The organism is Marinomonas posidonica IVIA-Po-181 (assembly GCF_000214215.1).
GTDB classification, from domain to species: Bacteria; Pseudomonadota; Gammaproteobacteria; order Pseudomonadales; family Marinomonadaceae; genus Marinomonas; species Marinomonas posidonica.
In genome coordinates this window covers 1,104,756-1,121,063 of the sequence record NC_015559.1, presented here as the reverse complement: position 1 = coordinate 1,121,063, position 16,308 = coordinate 1,104,756, and the positions used below count along the sequence as shown (strand labels likewise).

Sequence of the window (16,308 nt, the reverse complement as noted above, 5' to 3'; positions counted from 1 at the left end):
TGCCTTTCTCAATTCACCTTTAATAAGCTCATCCACTCAACGCATACAGCTGATGAATGAATAAGCTAGGCAGTCCTCATCAAGCGATTAAGAAAGCGCTTTTTGAGAGCCTATGGCGGCCTTATACTGCATTTTGTTTTGCATCTGATCAATGATCACCGCGATGATAATCACCACCCCTTTGATCACCATCTGCCAAAATTCACTGACCCCCATCATCACCAAGCCATCCGCTAAAATACCAATCACAAAGGCACCGATTAAAGTACCAGTGACCGTTCCTCGACCACCAGCCAATGACGTTCCCCCCAAAACCACCGCCGCAATCGCGTTCATTTCAAAAGTTGTTCCGGTAGCGGGGTGACTTGCCACCAATTGTGATGTCACCACAATACCTGCAATGGCGGCGCATATTCCGGCAATGGTATAGACCCACACTTTGACATCATTGACTTTAATACCTGACAACTCGGCCGCTTTTTCGTTATCCCCGATGGCATAAACATGACGACCAAAAGGCAGTTTTCTCGCTATGTAAGCAATGATACCGGCCATAATAAACATCAACCAAATGGCGATAGGAAGACCAAAGAGATAGCCTGCCCCAATGGCATCAAACCCCGTATTTCCCAATTCAGGATTACCTTGCAAGCCTGGGAAGGTTTCCCCACCAGACAGCAACATAGCCGCACCTCGGATAATGTACATGGTCCCTAAGGTACAAATAAAAGGCGCGACCTTATACCGAGTAATGATAATGCCATTTACCGCTCCTATTAGACCACCAATCACCACCACAAGAGGGACAACGACCCAAACACTCGGAAAAATAGCGATCCCCAAGGGCTCAATCACTAAACCATGTGAAATCAAATAACCTGCCACCATGCCACAAAAACCGAGTGTTGCACCGATGGATAAATCAATGCCCGCGGTAATAATGACAAAGGTAATGCCCAGTGCGAGAAAGGCATTAATGGAAATATGTTTAATCATAATAATCAAACTGGTGGGGGCTAAAAAGCCATCTACGGTCAACGAGAAAAAACCTAAAATAATAAAGAGCGCAATGAAGGTTCTCATTTTAAGAAGGATTAACCCAAGATTGCCGGAGCGAAGTACATTGTTATTATTGTTTTTGTTCATAATTAAAATCCTTGAGCGCTGGCATGAACTAATTGTGATTCATGGGCTTCATCTCTCATTAAATCCGCTGTTAACTTGCCATTAGACATAACCAATATTCGATCAGAAACCGCCATAATTTCTTTTAGGTCCGACGTAGAAAACAAAATTCCGATACCTTGCTCTGACAACTTAACCATCATTTCAAATACATCGCCTTTTGCACCAATATCAATTCCTCGGGTTGGCTCATCCAATAACAGCACTTTAGGCTCGGTTAATAGAGCACGACCAATCACCACCTTCTGTTGATTGCCACCACTTAGCGCTTGTATTTCAACCTGAGGAGAAGAGACTTTTATGGAGAGTTCATTAATCGTTTTGGTGATCGCTTCTTTTTCCGTCACCTCATTGATGGCTAAGCCTTTCAAGCGCTTCCACAAGCTCGACATAGACAAGTTATTGGAAACAGAACTAATCGGAAAAATACCAGACTGCTTCCTGTCTTCAGGCACCAAGCCTAGCCCCATCTTAATGCGCTCAGAAGTACTCATCTTGGTATTGACCGTTTGCTTGTCCAGCGTAAATTCACCAGAAAAGCTGACCTTGCCCAGTAAACACTCAAATAATTCGGTTCGCCCCGCTCCCATCAAACCATAAATCCCCACGATTTCTCCGGCTCTTAATGAAAACGAAACATCGTCCACCAGCGTCACTTCCGCCTCATTTACCAGATTAATGTGGCTGGCCTGAAGCACGACCTCGCCAAAGGAGCGGTCAGCGCTTAAGAAATTTGTCACAGGTTCGCTACCCAGCATTTCGCGGACAATCCAAGCAACATCAATGTCTTTGACCATGGCCTCTGATTGGAACTTACCATCCCGTAAAATGGTAATGTATTGGCCTATCTCCATCAGCTCTTCAAGTCGATGAGAGATATAAACAATCGACACGCCCTGACGCGTTAAGTCATTAATCACCTCAAACAGAATCTGCACTTCTTTTTTACTCAATGCCGATGTTGGCTCGTCCAAAATCAGAATATCGACATCGGCAATTAAGGACTTAGCGATCTCCACCAATTGCTTCTGACCAACCTTTAAATTAGCGACCATCTCATTCGGAGCAATGTCCTGCTTCAATCGAGCCATTGTCTGTTTAGCAATGGTATTTTGGTGGCGTTCATCTATCGGTAAAACGCCTTTTTGTTGCTCTCTTCCTAAAAACAGGTTCTCGGCCACTGTCAAATTTTCAGATAGATTCAGCTCTTGATGCACCATGCCAATACCATGCTGAGCCGCGGAACGAGGCCCGGTGATATGAACCCTCTCACCTTTCAAATAAATCTGACCTTCAGTTGGTGATTGCACACCTGAAATAATCTTCATTAAGGTGGATTTACCGGCGCCATTTTCCCCAATAATGACGTTCACCGCACCTTGATAAACCTTATAAGTCACTTGATCGAGCGCTTTTGTGCCAGGAAACACCATGCAAATGTCTTCGGCACGTAAAATGACGTTTTCATCTGAAATAGGCATCACATTTCCTCTTTACTGATTTCTAGAGGCACAGCATGAGTCACCTGATTGGCCTTTATTGTCACCGCCGCTAACACGCTTACTTGCTGATTCACCCAACTACTATCAGGCATCATCACTTGAGCGACGGCTTTTTTATTTAAGGCTTTGGATAATTGCGCGAATTGAATTTGATTCTTGAATTGATTAAACGAGATCATCGACGCAGCATCTCGAATGGAATTCCCTTTGATGATTTTCCCGAATTGCAATGCAACATCATAACCAGCCGCTTTTACGACCAGAGAGGTTTTAAGTTTGGACTCGTCAAAGCGATTCACTACGCCTTGAAAACGCACAAAAGAAACCACACTTGAATCTTTCTCAATCGATGACAAAGCCACCGCATTATTTTGTGCATCCTTATTTATAGATGGCCAAAGCTTGTCAGCAATGGCATTCGGCGTCATATTCTTCAGCAGCTCAGCGTCCGCTTCAGACATCGGAATAATGGGTTCACCATTTTCATCCAACTCCACCACATGACAGCCGATCAATCCCATCAAAGCAAGGCTCAAAAAGAGCATTTTTAATACAGAATAGTTAGACATCATTGCTACCCTTGATACTTATTTGGCGTCAAAAAAGCAGAAGCAAAAACAAGTTTTGCTTCTGCTTAAGCTTTAGTTCAAAGCAAACGTATCAAGCTGGTTAGCATTCGATTCATCAATCAAAACACAATCCATTAATTGTTTTTCAGGCACACCAGTCGAACCCGTTTCGATATATCGATGGGCTTGAATAACCGCCATTTGAGCTTGCTCCCAAGCCGGCTGTAAAACCGTCGCCTTAATGTTTGAACCCGCTAGAATAGAATCTCGAACATAATCACTGCCATCGAATCCCACCACGATAACGTCATTACGACCCGCTGCTTTTAACGCGGCCTCCGCACCAAGTGCCATCGTATCATTACCGGCAATCACGCCTTTAATATCTGGATAAGCTTGAAGAATGGACTCCATTCGATTAAAGGCTTCAATTTGACTCCAGTTGGCCGTTTGTTGAGCCACCATTTTTAGGTCACTGTAATCATCAATAACATCATGGTAACCCTGAGAACGCACACGAGCATTGGTATCCGATTCACGACCAAGCAACTCGACGTAGGAACCTTCACCATCCATTAACTCAACAAACTTCTCCGCCCCCAATTGCGCACCTTGATAATTATTGGAAACAATTTGGGAAATAGCGATACCGGTTTTGTTAATTTCACGGTCAATTAGGAAGGCAGGCACGCCAGCCGCTTTGGCTTTTTCCAGTGCACCAATGGTTACATCTGCCCCTGCATTGTCCAAAATAATGGCTTTGGCATTACGAGCAATGGCCGTGGAAATTAGCTGATCTTGTTTATTTGCATCATCATCGTGGGAAGCCACAAGCGTGCTGTACCCTAGCGCCTCAGCTTTTTCCTTAGCGCCCATCGCTTCAGATTTGAAAAATGGATTATCATGAGATGGCGTGATAATAGCGATCAAGCCATCCGCCGAGGCGATATTTGAGAAGGCAACCGATAGACCAAACAACGTAGCAACAAGGATTTTCTTATTCATATTATTCTCCTTTATTGAATATATATTCAATATTAGTTATTTATGCACTCAAAGTGTAATAAACACCTCAAGAGATGTCTATATCACCAGAGTAAAAAATCTAACTGTCTGATTTTTCATTTTAGAAACCAAAAAAATCCATTTTCGTTATGTCACATTAATGGGGTAAAACCATCATCACTGAAACCATTACGACTCTTAAGCACTGTGTCCGTAAGCGCTCTGTCCCTCAAAAGCAATTGGTTAGATTAAAACGCTAAGCGTGCTTTTTTGACTGCCAAAGACCACAACTGATAACGGTCCTGCCAATATTCATGCTTTGTGTCTCGCGGGGGAAATAAAGTGAATTTATTCTCCAATCGAGCAAGCTCGTCTTTCGTTTGCCACCAGCCAATGGCCAACCCTGCAAGCAACCCCGCACCGACAGCCGAGACTTCCGCCACGTCACCACGACGGATCGTAACACCTAATAAATCAGCTTGAGCCTGCATCAGCCAATCATTCTGTGTCGGCCCACCATCCACACACAAGTATTCAATCTTTTCCGGCAACTCATCAGAAATCACATTAAACACATCCGCCACTTGAAAAAGAACCGATTCAAACGCCGACCGCGCTATGTCCGCTCTTTCTGTCGCGCTTTTTAATCCACAAAAAATTCCGGTTGCCTCTAAATCCCAATACGGGGCACCAAGTCCAGACAAGGCAGGTACAAAGAAGACTGAATGATGAGGATCCGCTTGCCCTGCGAGCTGGCACATAGCCTCGATACTCTCCACTCCGAGCATTCGTCGGGTCCAATCTATCGCCGAACCGGTATGAGTGATGTTGCCCTCAAGTCCATAAAATAACCGAGTATCTTGCCAGGCAATCGTGGTGCTGATTTCATGACGAATGCTTGGTAAGTTCGGCATGGCGGCCATCACCGAACTGCCTGTTCCATAAGTGGCTTTAACCACACCGGCGTTATAGCCACCATGACCAAAGAGCGCTGCATGTGAATCCCCTATTTGAGAGGCAATCGGAACGCCGGATGGAAGTGCGCCAAACGCCTTTGTCCTCCCTACAATCTGAGCAGAAGAAACCACCTCAGGTAATGTCTCAGAAGCAATGCCCAAGCGCGCCAAAATCCCCTCATCCCATACTTGCTGAGCAATGTTGTAAAGCTGGGTACGAGCCGCATTAGACGCGTCTGTGACAAACACATTTTGAGTTATATTCCATATCATCCAAGTGTTAATCGTACCGACGCAAATTTCTCCCTTCTCAGCTCTGGCATGACCATCTGGAATCTGTTGTAACGCCATTGACACCTTGGTGGCCGGAAACATAGGATCAAGCACCAAGCCTGTTGATTCCTGCACATAGCGACTAAACTCCTGATCTTGACGCAAGGTATCGCACAGAGACTCTGAACGACGACACTGCCAGCTCATCACTTGCGTTAAGGGCTTTCCTGTACTGCGTTCCCAAAGCACAACGGATTCACGCTGATTACTGATGGCCACCGCCTCAATCGTCACATTTTCCGCAACGGAATCTAATGCGAGCGCTATTGATGCTTTCATCTTTTCAATGATTTCAAACGGGTCTTGCTCAACCACTCCCACCGCAGGAAAACGAATCGATAGAGATGCCGTTCCCTTGCCAATCACGTCACCCTGCTTATTCAACAGCAAGGCTTTAACATTTGTTGTGCCTTCATCTATCGCCAGAATTACACTGCGCATCCAAGCCTCACTTTACACGGTTGTTTCATTAACAAGTTGCTGACAGACGGCCACGATACCGCCACTGTCGATGGAGAGCATTTTCCGAGTATAGGGTCGATCACCTGCAGCCGCGTAGCCACCATCTTCGACACCCAAACGCACTAACTTTGCTGTTATTCCCTGCTCCGCCATGATTTCAGCCACCACACTTCCTAAGCCACCGTTTACATTGTGTTCTTCCACACTGACCACATAGTCAGTACCACTAAGCTGATTGGCTAAACCTTGTCGATTCAGTGGTCGAATAGACGACACATTCACCACAGAGACTTCTATTCCACCGTCTTTTAATCTATCTGCGGCCGCAACGGCCTCATGAACAACCGACCCCAGTGCACAAATTACCACTTGTTTACCCTCTCTTAGCAATGAGGGGTCACCCGGTGTAAATTGAAATTCAGAATCGTGCAATACAGGTAAAGCTTTACCGTCCATGCGAATGTAAACTGGACCATCATGCTGTATCGCGTATTCGATTATTTGCTTACATTCAACAGGGCATGCTGGGGCAAAAATTTGAATATTGCCAAAACCACGCATGATACTTATGTCATCAATTGAGTGATGCGTACTTGCAAGCGGCCCATAGCTGGCGCCGGCATTCAAACCAAATAATTTCACGTTAGTGTTGTTATAACAAACATCCACCTTAACCTGCTCATTGCTTCGAGAAATCAAAAATGGCGCAGCGTTACAGGTCGCGGCCACTTTTCCAGACAGTGCTAGACCAACAGCCGTTCCGACCATAACTTGCTCTGCTATGCCAACATTGACCAAGCGATCTGGAAAGGCCTCAACAAAGGGTTTAATTTTTGACGTGGAAGTCGAATCCGCCACCACGGGCACCAAATCGACGCCGTTACTCACCGCATCGATGAAACACTGCACCATGACATTGGCTAAATGTTCGCTGTTAGACATCGGCTAGCTCCTTCAATGCAAGATCAATTTCTTCTCCTTTTGGTACCCTGTGATGCCATTCTGGACGACCTGCAATAAAAGACACGCCTGCGCCTTTGGTGGTATTGGCAATCACCACATTTGGCTGGCCTTCGGCTTTTAGCGCCTCTAACGTTCTCACGATTGAGGCAACATCATTACCATCACATTGCGTCACAGAAAAGCCAAACGCTTGCCATTTTTGATCCAACGGATCGGTTTTCATAATAGACTCAGTTGATCCAGCCAATTGCAGCCTATTCTTATCATTGATGACGATAAGATTGTCGAGTTGATAATGGGAGGCCACTAAAGCCGCCTCCCAATTACTGCCTTCGGCTAATTCTCCGTCTCCGGTTAGCACATAGACCTTTCTCGAACGGCCATCACGCTTAGCGGCTAACGCCAAACCAACGGCCACAGGCAAACCGTGCCCCAACGCCCCCGTATTCAATTCCACTCCAGGGGTTTTCTGGCGCACCGGATGACCTGGCAAATGGGAATCATTGTGTTGATAGCTAGACAACCACTCTTCAGGAAAATAGCCCGCCTCAGCAAGACAGCAGTAATAACCACCTGCCGCATGGCCTTTCGATTGGATATAAATATCACGATCATCATCCGAAACACGATCAGGGGCACAGTTTAATAAACGAAAATACAAAGACGTCACAATCTCAACTTGAGAAAGATCAGCACCAGTGTGCCCACCGGCGGGGCTGTCGGCATTCAGCCGAATTATTTTACGTCTAATCGATCGAGCTTTTTTCTCAAGCTCATCCACATCAAGTTGGAAAGGATTCATACCATCTCCTATTACATAAGACTTTTAAACTTCAATCTCTATATGAATTTAATTTCATATTCGAATATATATTCTTGCAAGGTAAAAAATATAGGCGCAGATTTACCAACAAACGAAACCACCATCGACCAACAAATCCACCCCTGTACAAAATGATGCGGCATCAGAAGATAAGAAAATCGCAGGCCCTGCCATTTCTTCAACTCTTGCCATTCTTCCCATGGGGGTTTGACGCTCAAACTCTTTCGTTTGATGAATCATTTCTGGTCGTGTGTTCATTGGCGTAGCGGTATAACCCGGGCTAATAGAGTTCACCCGAATGCCTTTATCGACCCATTCCATCGCTAGGCTTTTTGTTAAATGGATCACGCCTGCTTTAGACGTATTGTAATGGGCTTGCTCAAGCCCACGATTAACAATCACGCCAGACATGGAAGCAATATTGACAATGGAACCACCCGTTTTTTCCATTAATTCCGCCTGAGCTTTACAGGAATGCCAAATGCCTGTCAGGTTTACATCGATCATTCGCTGCCATTGATCAGCTTGCATCGCCAACGCAGGATTAGCATTGGCTATGCCCGCCGCGTTCACTGAAATATCAAGGCGACCGAATGTGTCTTCCGTTAACTGAACTGCAGCACGAAGAGATTCAAGATCGCGTACGTCACCAGTATAGAAAATGGCTTCACCATTCATACTTCTAATGCTGTTCACGGTATCGGTCAGACCTTCTTCTTGAAGATCGAAACACACTAGTTTTGCACCAGAGCTGGCAAGAGCTTGAGCAATGCATTGCCCTATTCCGCTACCGGCTCCAGTGACCATTGCAACACGTCCAGTTAAATCAAACAGTTGGGCTGCATTCATGTTGAAATCGCGCATCATGATTACCTAATCTAATTAAAATTATTTTATCTTCATGGTCATGGTCATGGTGTCAGCATTTAACCAAACGCTGTCGCCAATTCCATAACGGAAACATCATTCGCATTTTGACGATCCAGGATGCCGGTCATCTTGCCTTCAGCCATAACCATGATGCGATTAGAAATGCCGAGCACTTCTTCAAGATCCGAACTCACCACAATGACGGCAATACCTTTGTTCGCTAGCTCCACAATAATTTCGTAGATAGATGATCGAGCTCCTACGTCAATACCTCGGGTAGGTTCATCTAACACCACGACTTTCGGGTCCTTCGCCAACCATTTTGCTAAAATGACTTTCTGCTGGTTGCCACCTGACATTTCATCAGCATTTTGCCCACCGACCCCCTTAACACCAAAACGTTCTATAGCGGTCTTGGCGTAATCTTTAATTCGACTAGGACTGATAAAGCCTAGCTTGGAAATAGTCGATAAATTCGCATAGGCGATATTGTCTTCAATAGAGTGATCTAACACTAAGCCCTGAAGCTTTCTATCTTCCGGCACCAACACTACGCCATTCTCAATGGAGCGGGTTGGCGTTTTCGGGGTCACATCCTTACCGTTCAAGAAAACTTGGCCTGTTGCTATGGGGTCCGCTCCCGTTATCGCGCGAACCATTTCCGTTCGGCCTGCGCCAATAAGACCTGCAATGCCGAATATTTCCCCTTTTTTCACTGAGAAATTGATATCTTGAAAAGCGCCATTAGGTGAAGACAAATGTTTCACTTCTATGCCTGTCTCCTCTTTCGGTACTGGGATAAGCGGGAACATTTGGTTAAGATCTCGTCCGACCATGCTTTCAACAATCGTTCTGACCGGCACATCACCACTGTCAAATTTTTCAACCGTATTGCCGTCGCGCATCACCACAAGACGATCCGCCACTTTACGAATTTCTTCCAGACGATGAGAAATATAAATGATCCCTACACCATCTTCTTTTAACCGCTTAATTTGCTCGAATAACAATTCTGTCTCAGCACCACCAAGGGCTGCCGTAGGCTCATCTAAGATCAATAGCTTTGCATCCAATGCTAACGCTTTGGCAATTTCAATAAGCTGCTGATTTGCTGTGGAGAGTCCACGTACCAAAGAAGAGGCAGGAATGTTCAACCCCAACCGTTTAATCTGGGCTTGGGCTCGTGCCTCCATCTCTTTACGACTGATCATTCCCAACTTGCTTGGCCAGCGACCAATAAACACATTTTCCGCAATCGATAAGTGCTCTAGTAATCGCAGTTCCTGATGAATAAGCACAAGACCTGAGTTGATTGCTTCTCGTGGGCTGTTGGGCGAGTATGACTCGCCCAACCATGTCATGTCGCCAGAACTCTGGTGAAAACCGCCTGCAATGATATTGGAGGTGGTTGATTTACCAGCGCCATTCTCACCTAACAATGCCACAACCTCTCCGGAGTAAACCTCCAGATCAATACCGTGTAAGACTTCTGTCTGACCGAAGCTTTTACAAATATTTTGCAGAGTCAGTATCGGCTTTCGTTCAATCGTCATGATGTTTTCTGCTCCAAAGTTTGCGACTTAAGGGTGATCAGCAATAAACGCATCCACATTGGCAGACGTTGTTAAAACAGCATCGATAATCTGCTCTTTTGGAACCTGACCTCCAGCAGCAAGCTTAATCGCAGAGTCAACGGCCAAACGCCCCATAGATCGCGTACTTTGAGTCGCGGTGACATCAAACACACCTTTTTTAATCGCCAGTAACGCACCGGTATCACCATCATAACCACCAACGAAAATTCGGTGATTAAGGCCAGAAGCCGCAACCGCTTTAGAGGCTCCCATAGCAAGGCCATCCGCCTGACCAAAAATCAAATTCACTTTTGGATAAGCCTGCAACAAGTTCTGCGCAATAGAGAAGCCCTCATCCTGCGACCAACGTTCACTCCATTGATTCGCAACCAATTTCACACCTGGGTTTTCAGCGATCGCTTGTTCACAACCTTTGGTACGATTGACTTCAGGCGTGACGCCTTTTTGACCATGGATGATGATCATTTCGCCCTTACCGCCAGCAAGGTCAATGATGTGGTTACACACTTTATAAGCGGACTTAATGCCTTCCCCTGCAATAAACGTATCACCTGGCTCTGTTTCAGCATTGCGATCCAAATTCACAACAGGAATCCCTGCTCTACGAGCCAATCGCGGTGGCACAGTGGCAGCAGCGGCACCAGCGGGTATGTATAAAAAAGCATCTATATTTTGCGTCATCAAGTCTTGCACTTGACTCACTTGCGTCGAACTGTCGTCATTCGCATTAACGGTAATAACCTTGATACCCTTTTTTGTGGCATATTCTTCAACCGATTCTTTAATTTGAATAAAATAATTAGCCGAAAGGTTCGGTACCGCCAAACCAATTTTTTCGATTTCAGCGGCACTCGCTCCTACGGAAATAACAGAAGTGGTGAAGGCACACATTACTATCAGTTTTTTGATTTTCATTGTCTCTTACCCTTATAAAATATTATTTTTATTAAACTCCGCATGTTGCTTATATACGGTTTCTAGGGATGTCCGATAAAATACCGGACAGTTAGTGCTCGGAATATCAATTCAATAAAAGACCATTCAATGACAAATTCATCCACTAATATTGCCACTTCGTTTTAACTTCGCTTGGAGGCTTAAAACTATCTCGTCATTCTATTTCTTCTTTAATGCTTCAATGGATACCGCCAACGCGATCACTAAACCAATAACAACCTGTTGCATAAAAGGAGAAACGCCCAGTAGGTTAAGCCCGTTTCGTAGCACACCAATGATTAATACACCAATAATGGTGCCGACTAGGCTGCCTGTTCCCCCAGATAAACTTGTTCCTCCAATAACAACCGCTGCAATCGCATCGAGCTCATAGGAAACCCCCGCCTGCGGCTGCACAGAATCCAATCTAGCGCCCAGCAAGATACCAGCAATACCGGATAGGACTGCGGCGAAAACATAGACCCCCACTGTGTGTAACTTGACTTTAATGCCTGCAAGTCGTGCAACTTCCGCGTTACCACCAATGGCGTAAAGACTGCGCCCACCAGAGGTGAATTTAAGATACGCCCAACTAATGGCAAAAACGGTAAACATAATGGCAACCGTGATGGTGATGACACCGCCGTACCGAATAACGGCCATTAGGTTAAACCAAATTGGAAAGCTGATAATTTGATGACCATCACTCACCATATTTGCCAGACCTCGTGCTGCTGACATCATGGCCAAAGTCGCAATAAACGCAGGTACTCGGAAAAAAGCGATCAGTATTCCTGAAACCACCCCAGCCAAACCTGCTGCAATTAATGCGGTCAAAATAGCGGCCTCCATCGGCCAACCGAGTTCCTTAGCAAGAAACCCCATAACCATCCCGCATAATGCAAGAACAGAACCTACCGAAAGATCGATGCCACCAATCAGAATGACAAACGTCATACCGACAGCAAGAATGCCTAAAACCGTTATTTGATCAAGAATGTTGACAAAATTGCGTATTGAAAAGAACGACTCAGTCGAAAAAGAAAGAAAAGCACAAAGCAGTAGCAAACCAATTAACGGGCCTGTAGAACCACTCAATGAGAACGATGCACCAAGACGGCTTCGCAACATAAACACTACTCCAACAATAATTCTTCTATTTTTGTATTTATACGATATGAATATTTATTCGGTCACGTTTAATTATTCAATAGATATTAGATAGACTCTCTCTAAGTTGTCAAGTGATTCAAAAAAAATTCCATAAGACTCTCTATCATTTAGCGTTATGGTTAAGCGCTCGATGACCGAAAAGCACAAAGAAAAGTCCCCTACATCTGCTGGCTGAATCTGTTTCATGATCTATCCCACTTAATCTTTAAAAAATAATAAAGGCTTATTGACTAAAAATGATTAATTATTCTATTGTGAATTTTTATTCTAAAACGAAAATAGGTTCAATCATGACTAGAGCATACAAAAACCTTGTCGTCTGTGGCGGCAACAAAGGCATAGGATTAGGCATCACTGAACGTTTTTTAGAAGATGGCTACAACATAGTGGTTGGCACGGTCGATACAGACTATGGCTCGACGCTTGATCAATTAAAAGCCCTCTATCCAAACCAAATTGTCAGCTTTTTAAATTGTGATGTGGCTTCGGTAGAGTCAATAAAGCACTTTTACAAACAAGCATTTGAACTGTTAGGATCGATTGATGTTTCAGTACAAAATGCAGGCGTTATCCGAATTTCAACGTTAGACGAAGTCACTGAAAATGATTGGGATATTACCTTAGATGTAAACACCAAAGGCATGTTCTTCTGCTGTAAAGAAGCCATAGGATATATGAAGGCGGTTGGCAAGGGTGGGCGTTTGATCAATACCGCGTCAGGTCAAGCACGAGAAGGCTTTATCTATACCCCTCACTATGCCGCCAGCAAGTTTGGTGCAATGGGATTAACGCAAAGCTTAGCAAAAGAAGTCGCCACCTATGGCATCACCGTCAATTCAATCTGCCCAGGCATCATTCATACCGACATGTGGGATTACAATGACCGAGTTTGGGGACAGCTCATGGGGGATTTTAAACCTGGCGAATTGATGGATTCGTGGGTAGAAAACATCCCGATGAAACGCGCAGGAACGGTTCACGAAGTCGCTGGATTAGTCGCTTTCCTAGCAGGACCTGATGCCGCTTATATTACCGGACAAGCCATCAACATCGATGGCGGACTGATCATGTCTTGAGACAACATACTGGATAAAAAAGGTCTAACTTGCGATTAGCTAGATCTTTTTTTATTCCCAAAAACAACTTCCAGGCAATCAACCACAAATTGTCATACTCATCAGGTATAATTTCTTCCTCTTGTAGAGTAAACAAAAGGAATGGCCAAGCATGAACCTCGACCAAAATACACAGGACACGTTAATCAATATTTTACGTCGCACTGGCCAAGAAATTGTCATGCCTCACTTCCGCCAACTTGAAAGCCAAGATATTAAAGAAAAAACCAGTCGCAGTGATTTGGTGACCATAGCCGATCAAGCCAGTGAAGACTTCATCACCAAAGAAATTCAACGATGCTTTCCCGACTGGGCCATTGTAGGTGAAGAAGCCGTCGCAGCCGACCCATCAACCACGGACAAAATTAACCAGGCCGACACTTGCGTCATCATTGATCCCATTGACGGTACCTGGAACTTCGCTCACGGACTTTCAGACTTCGGCATCATTTTAGCCGTCGTCGTCAAAGGCGTTACTCGTTTTGGTGTGCTTTATGACCCAGTAAACGATGATTGGGTATATGCTAATAAAGGACAAGGAGCTTATTACCAAGCCACCACTCAGGCAGAGCGAGGTCACTATGCCGCTCCCGAAAAAGCGCCTGTCGCATTGCATATTCAAGCGGATACACCGCTGGAACAACACGCTGGTATTATGTCGATTCATTCCTATATCGGCGACAGAAAACAAGACTTTGCCATCAAGGCCACACGCTTTGCTCGCATCAACAACCTGCCTTCTTGCCCTGCTTACCGACAGATGGCGCTCGGGCATTTTCACTTTAGCCTAACCTATAAAATGATGCCTTGGGATCACGCAGCTGGGGTGTTGATCTTCACGGAAACGGGCGGTGTGTGTCGTCTACTCAGCGGCGAAGAATACCGCCCAAGTATGTTGGATGGGGAAATGCTGGCTGCGCAATCAGAACAGCAATGGCAGGAACTGGCAGAATGGTTTAGAGCCAACTAAGCCATTCAAATCGACTCATTTATCTCGTTAACTCACCAAGGATGCTGGGCAAAGTATTGTTCTAAATGATCAATTAAGGCTCGCACCTTGGGTGATAGGTGTTTTCTGGATGAATACAAGGCATAGATCATCAGGTCTTTGGGTTTCCATTCCGGTAACACATGACAAAGCTGGCCAGTTTGAATATAGCGATTGGCTAAATACCTAGGTTGTAAACACACTCCCATCCCGTTCAGTGTGCCGTGTAACAATGCTGTGGCTTCATTAACACTTAAATGACAATCTAAAGAAACCGATTCAAATTGGTCATTTTGAGACAGATGCCAACTGTGTCGTGCTAAATTCTTGTAACCCAAACAGCGATGATTGACCAAGTCTTGTGGCTGCTGAATCTTGCCAATGGTTTGATGTGCCATGTTAAGGTAGTCAGGAGAAGCGACAAGAACGGATTCACATACGGCAATGGGTTTGCCGATGAGAGAAGGATCTGGGTTAGCGGCAATGCGTATCGCGAGATCAATGCTTTTTTCGGTTAAGTCCGCTGCTTGATCTTCCAAATCGATGTCAATTCGCACCTTAGGATGCTGTGCCATAAAGTCTTGAATGGCTGGCATCAATTGGGAGAAACCAAATGACATACTGGCCGTCATCCGAACTAATCCAGACAACTCTTTGCCAGAGTTCGCCAAAGCGGTAATTTTTTCAGCCTGCTCAAGCCACAGCTCAACATCCTTTAAACACGCCTCCCCTGCTGTGGTTAGGGATATTTTACGGGTCGTTCGATGCAGTAACCTTGTTTTCAGCCAATCCTCCATGGCTTCCACATAACGAGTCACCATAGGACGAGACATATTGAGACGCTCAGCCGTGACAGTAAAGCTACACGACTGAGCCACGTCGATAAACACCTTAGCTGCGATGACACGATCCATTTTCATTCCTTTCAGTATTAGAACGATTTAAGAAACAATCATGTTCATTTTTGTGTGTTTTTCTGATCATGTCAATTCTCTATTATGGTGACATCCATTCACCATTCCCCTATGGAGAACAAAATGAAAAAACGGATGACATTGGTCGCCTCTGCTCTGCTGTACAATGAAACAGAAGCCATGCTCATTAAAACGGGATTCTTAAAGGCGAATGCGCAGCATGCAGCCAAGAAAGCCCATAAAGGAGAAATCACATGGTAAAAACGCATTATTTCTTCGACCCTATGTGTGGCTGGTGTTACGGCGCAACGGAATTAATCAGAATCCTCGCCGACTCGTCCGAATTCGAAATCGCTTATCACCCTGGTGGTATGATTCCAAAACGTGCGATTGAGCCATCATTCAGACAGCACATTTTGCATGCCGATGCTCAAATTGCGGCCATGACAAACGCACACTTTGGTGACGCTTATAAAGCCAGAATAACCAGTGCTGGTACATTGATTCTGGACTCCTATTTGCCAACCCAAGCATTTTTAGTGGGAGTAGAGATGGGGATCGAAGCACACACTATGCTTAAAGCGATTCAACAAACCCATTACCAAGAAGGTAAAGAGCTTGATAAGCCTGAGGTACTGCAAACTTTAGCGGTTTCATTAAATTTGGATAGCAAAGAATGGCAAACTCGCATGACCAAAGCCAAACCCTTTATGATCAAACTCATTCAGCAGAGTCATACACTAATGGGCCAGTTACAAGTCAGCGGTTTCCCTACCTTAATCATCGAAAAAGATGGTCAGTTCATACGTCTGCCTCATAGCGCTTACTATGGTAAACCTACTGAGTGGAAAACGTATTTAGCATCCTTAGTTTAATAAAATACTATGATTATCGAGCCCCCAGTCACAGAACTTTCATT

At 44.9% G+C, this 16,308-nt stretch carries 16 protein-coding genes; 4 read left to right on the top strand and 12 right to left on the bottom strand.

What is annotated here, in order from left to right:
• Window positions 1-87: 87 nt before the first annotated feature.
• From MAR181_RS05255 to MAR181_RS05205, 11 genes are all read right to left on the bottom strand, one after another.
• Window positions 88-1,146 carry an ABC transporter permease gene (locus MAR181_RS05255; protein ID WP_013795556.1) on the bottom strand — a complete coding sequence of 353 codons (1,059 nt, stop codon included), beginning with the start codon at window positions 1,144-1,146 and terminating at the stop codon, window positions 88-90.
• 2 nt (window positions 1,147-1,148) lie between these two features.
• Window positions 1,149-2,666: a sugar ABC transporter ATP-binding protein gene (locus MAR181_RS05250; protein ID WP_013795555.1), complete on the bottom strand. Its 1,518-nt coding sequence runs from the start codon at window positions 2,664-2,666 to the stop codon at window positions 1,149-1,151.
• A complete protein-coding gene (locus MAR181_RS05245) occupies window positions 2,666-3,259 on the bottom strand; it encodes a DUF2291 family protein (RefSeq protein ID WP_013795554.1) in 594 nt (197 codons plus the stop codon). The genes MAR181_RS05250 and MAR181_RS05245 overlap by 1 nt, the downstream gene beginning before the upstream one ends.
• Before the next feature lie 69 nt (window positions 3,260-3,328).
• Complete coding sequence (locus tag MAR181_RS05240; protein ID WP_013795553.1) at window positions 3,329-4,261, bottom strand: D-ribose ABC transporter substrate-binding protein; 933 nt, start codon at window positions 4,259-4,261, stop codon at window positions 3,329-3,331.
• 248 nt (window positions 4,262-4,509) lie between these two features.
• Window positions 4,510-5,991, bottom strand: a complete 1,482-nt coding sequence (locus tag MAR181_RS05235) for an FGGY family carbohydrate kinase (protein ID WP_013795552.1) — start codon at window positions 5,989-5,991, stop codon at window positions 4,510-4,512.
• Between the two features lie 12 nt (window positions 5,992-6,003).
• Window positions 6,004-6,954, bottom strand: a complete 951-nt coding sequence (locus MAR181_RS05230; protein WP_013795551.1) for a transketolase family protein — start codon at window positions 6,952-6,954, stop codon at window positions 6,004-6,006.
• Entirely contained in the window at window positions 6,947-7,777 is an 831-nt protein-coding gene (locus MAR181_RS05225) for a transketolase (protein ID WP_013795550.1), read from the bottom strand. The genes MAR181_RS05230 and MAR181_RS05225 overlap by 8 nt, the downstream gene beginning before the upstream one ends.
• A gap of 102 nt (window positions 7,778-7,879) precedes the next feature.
• On the bottom strand, window positions 7,880-8,665 hold the full coding sequence (locus MAR181_RS05220) for an SDR family oxidoreductase (RefSeq protein WP_013795549.1): 786 nt from the start codon (window positions 8,663-8,665) through the stop codon (window positions 7,880-7,882).
• A gap of 59 nt (window positions 8,666-8,724) precedes the next feature.
• Entirely contained in the window at window positions 8,725-10,221 is a 1,497-nt protein-coding gene (locus MAR181_RS05215; RefSeq protein WP_013795548.1) for a sugar ABC transporter ATP-binding protein, read from the bottom strand.
• Between the two features lie 27 nt (window positions 10,222-10,248).
• Window positions 10,249-11,178: a sugar ABC transporter substrate-binding protein gene (locus tag MAR181_RS05210; protein WP_013795547.1), complete on the bottom strand. Its 930-nt coding sequence runs from the start codon at window positions 11,176-11,178 to the stop codon at window positions 10,249-10,251.
• Window positions 11,179-11,379: 201 nt separating this feature from the next.
• The gene (locus MAR181_RS05205) at window positions 11,380-12,330 is read right to left on the bottom strand and encodes an ABC transporter permease (RefSeq protein ID WP_013795546.1); all 951 of its coding nucleotides are present in this window, start codon (window positions 12,328-12,330) and stop codon (window positions 11,380-11,382) included.
• Window positions 12,331-12,662: 332 nt separating this feature from the next.
• Here MAR181_RS05205 and MAR181_RS05200 point away from each other — a divergent pair, with 332 nt between their 5' ends.
• Window positions 12,663-13,448 carry an SDR family oxidoreductase gene (locus MAR181_RS05200; protein ID WP_013795544.1) on the top strand — a complete coding sequence of 262 codons (786 nt, stop codon included), beginning with the start codon at window positions 12,663-12,665 and terminating at the stop codon, window positions 13,446-13,448.
• Between the two features lie 151 nt (window positions 13,449-13,599).
• On the top strand, window positions 13,600-14,457 hold the full coding sequence (locus MAR181_RS05195) for an inositol monophosphatase family protein (RefSeq protein ID WP_013795543.1): 858 nt from the start codon (window positions 13,600-13,602) through the stop codon (window positions 14,455-14,457).
• A 32-nt stretch (window positions 14,458-14,489) separates the two neighbouring features.
• On the opposite strand, the gene MAR181_RS05190 is transcribed toward MAR181_RS05195, so the two are convergent.
• Complete coding sequence (locus tag MAR181_RS05190; RefSeq protein ID WP_013795542.1) at window positions 14,490-15,389, bottom strand: LysR family transcriptional regulator; 900 nt, start codon at window positions 15,387-15,389, stop codon at window positions 14,490-14,492.
• A 123-nt stretch (window positions 15,390-15,512) separates the two neighbouring features.
• On the opposite strand from MAR181_RS05190, the gene MAR181_RS18450 reads away from it, so the two are divergent.
• Together MAR181_RS18450 and MAR181_RS05185 are read left to right on the top strand one after the other, a co-directional pair.
• Entirely contained in the window at window positions 15,513-15,650 is a 138-nt protein-coding gene (locus MAR181_RS18450; protein ID WP_013795541.1) for a hypothetical protein, read from the top strand.
• Window positions 15,644-16,264 carry a DsbA family protein gene (locus MAR181_RS05185; RefSeq protein WP_013795540.1) on the top strand — a complete coding sequence of 207 codons (621 nt, stop codon included), beginning with the start codon at window positions 15,644-15,646 and terminating at the stop codon, window positions 16,262-16,264. Before MAR181_RS18450 ends, MAR181_RS05185 begins: the two co-directional genes overlap by 7 nt.
• The last annotated feature ends 44 nt before the right edge of the window (window positions 16,265-16,308 follow it).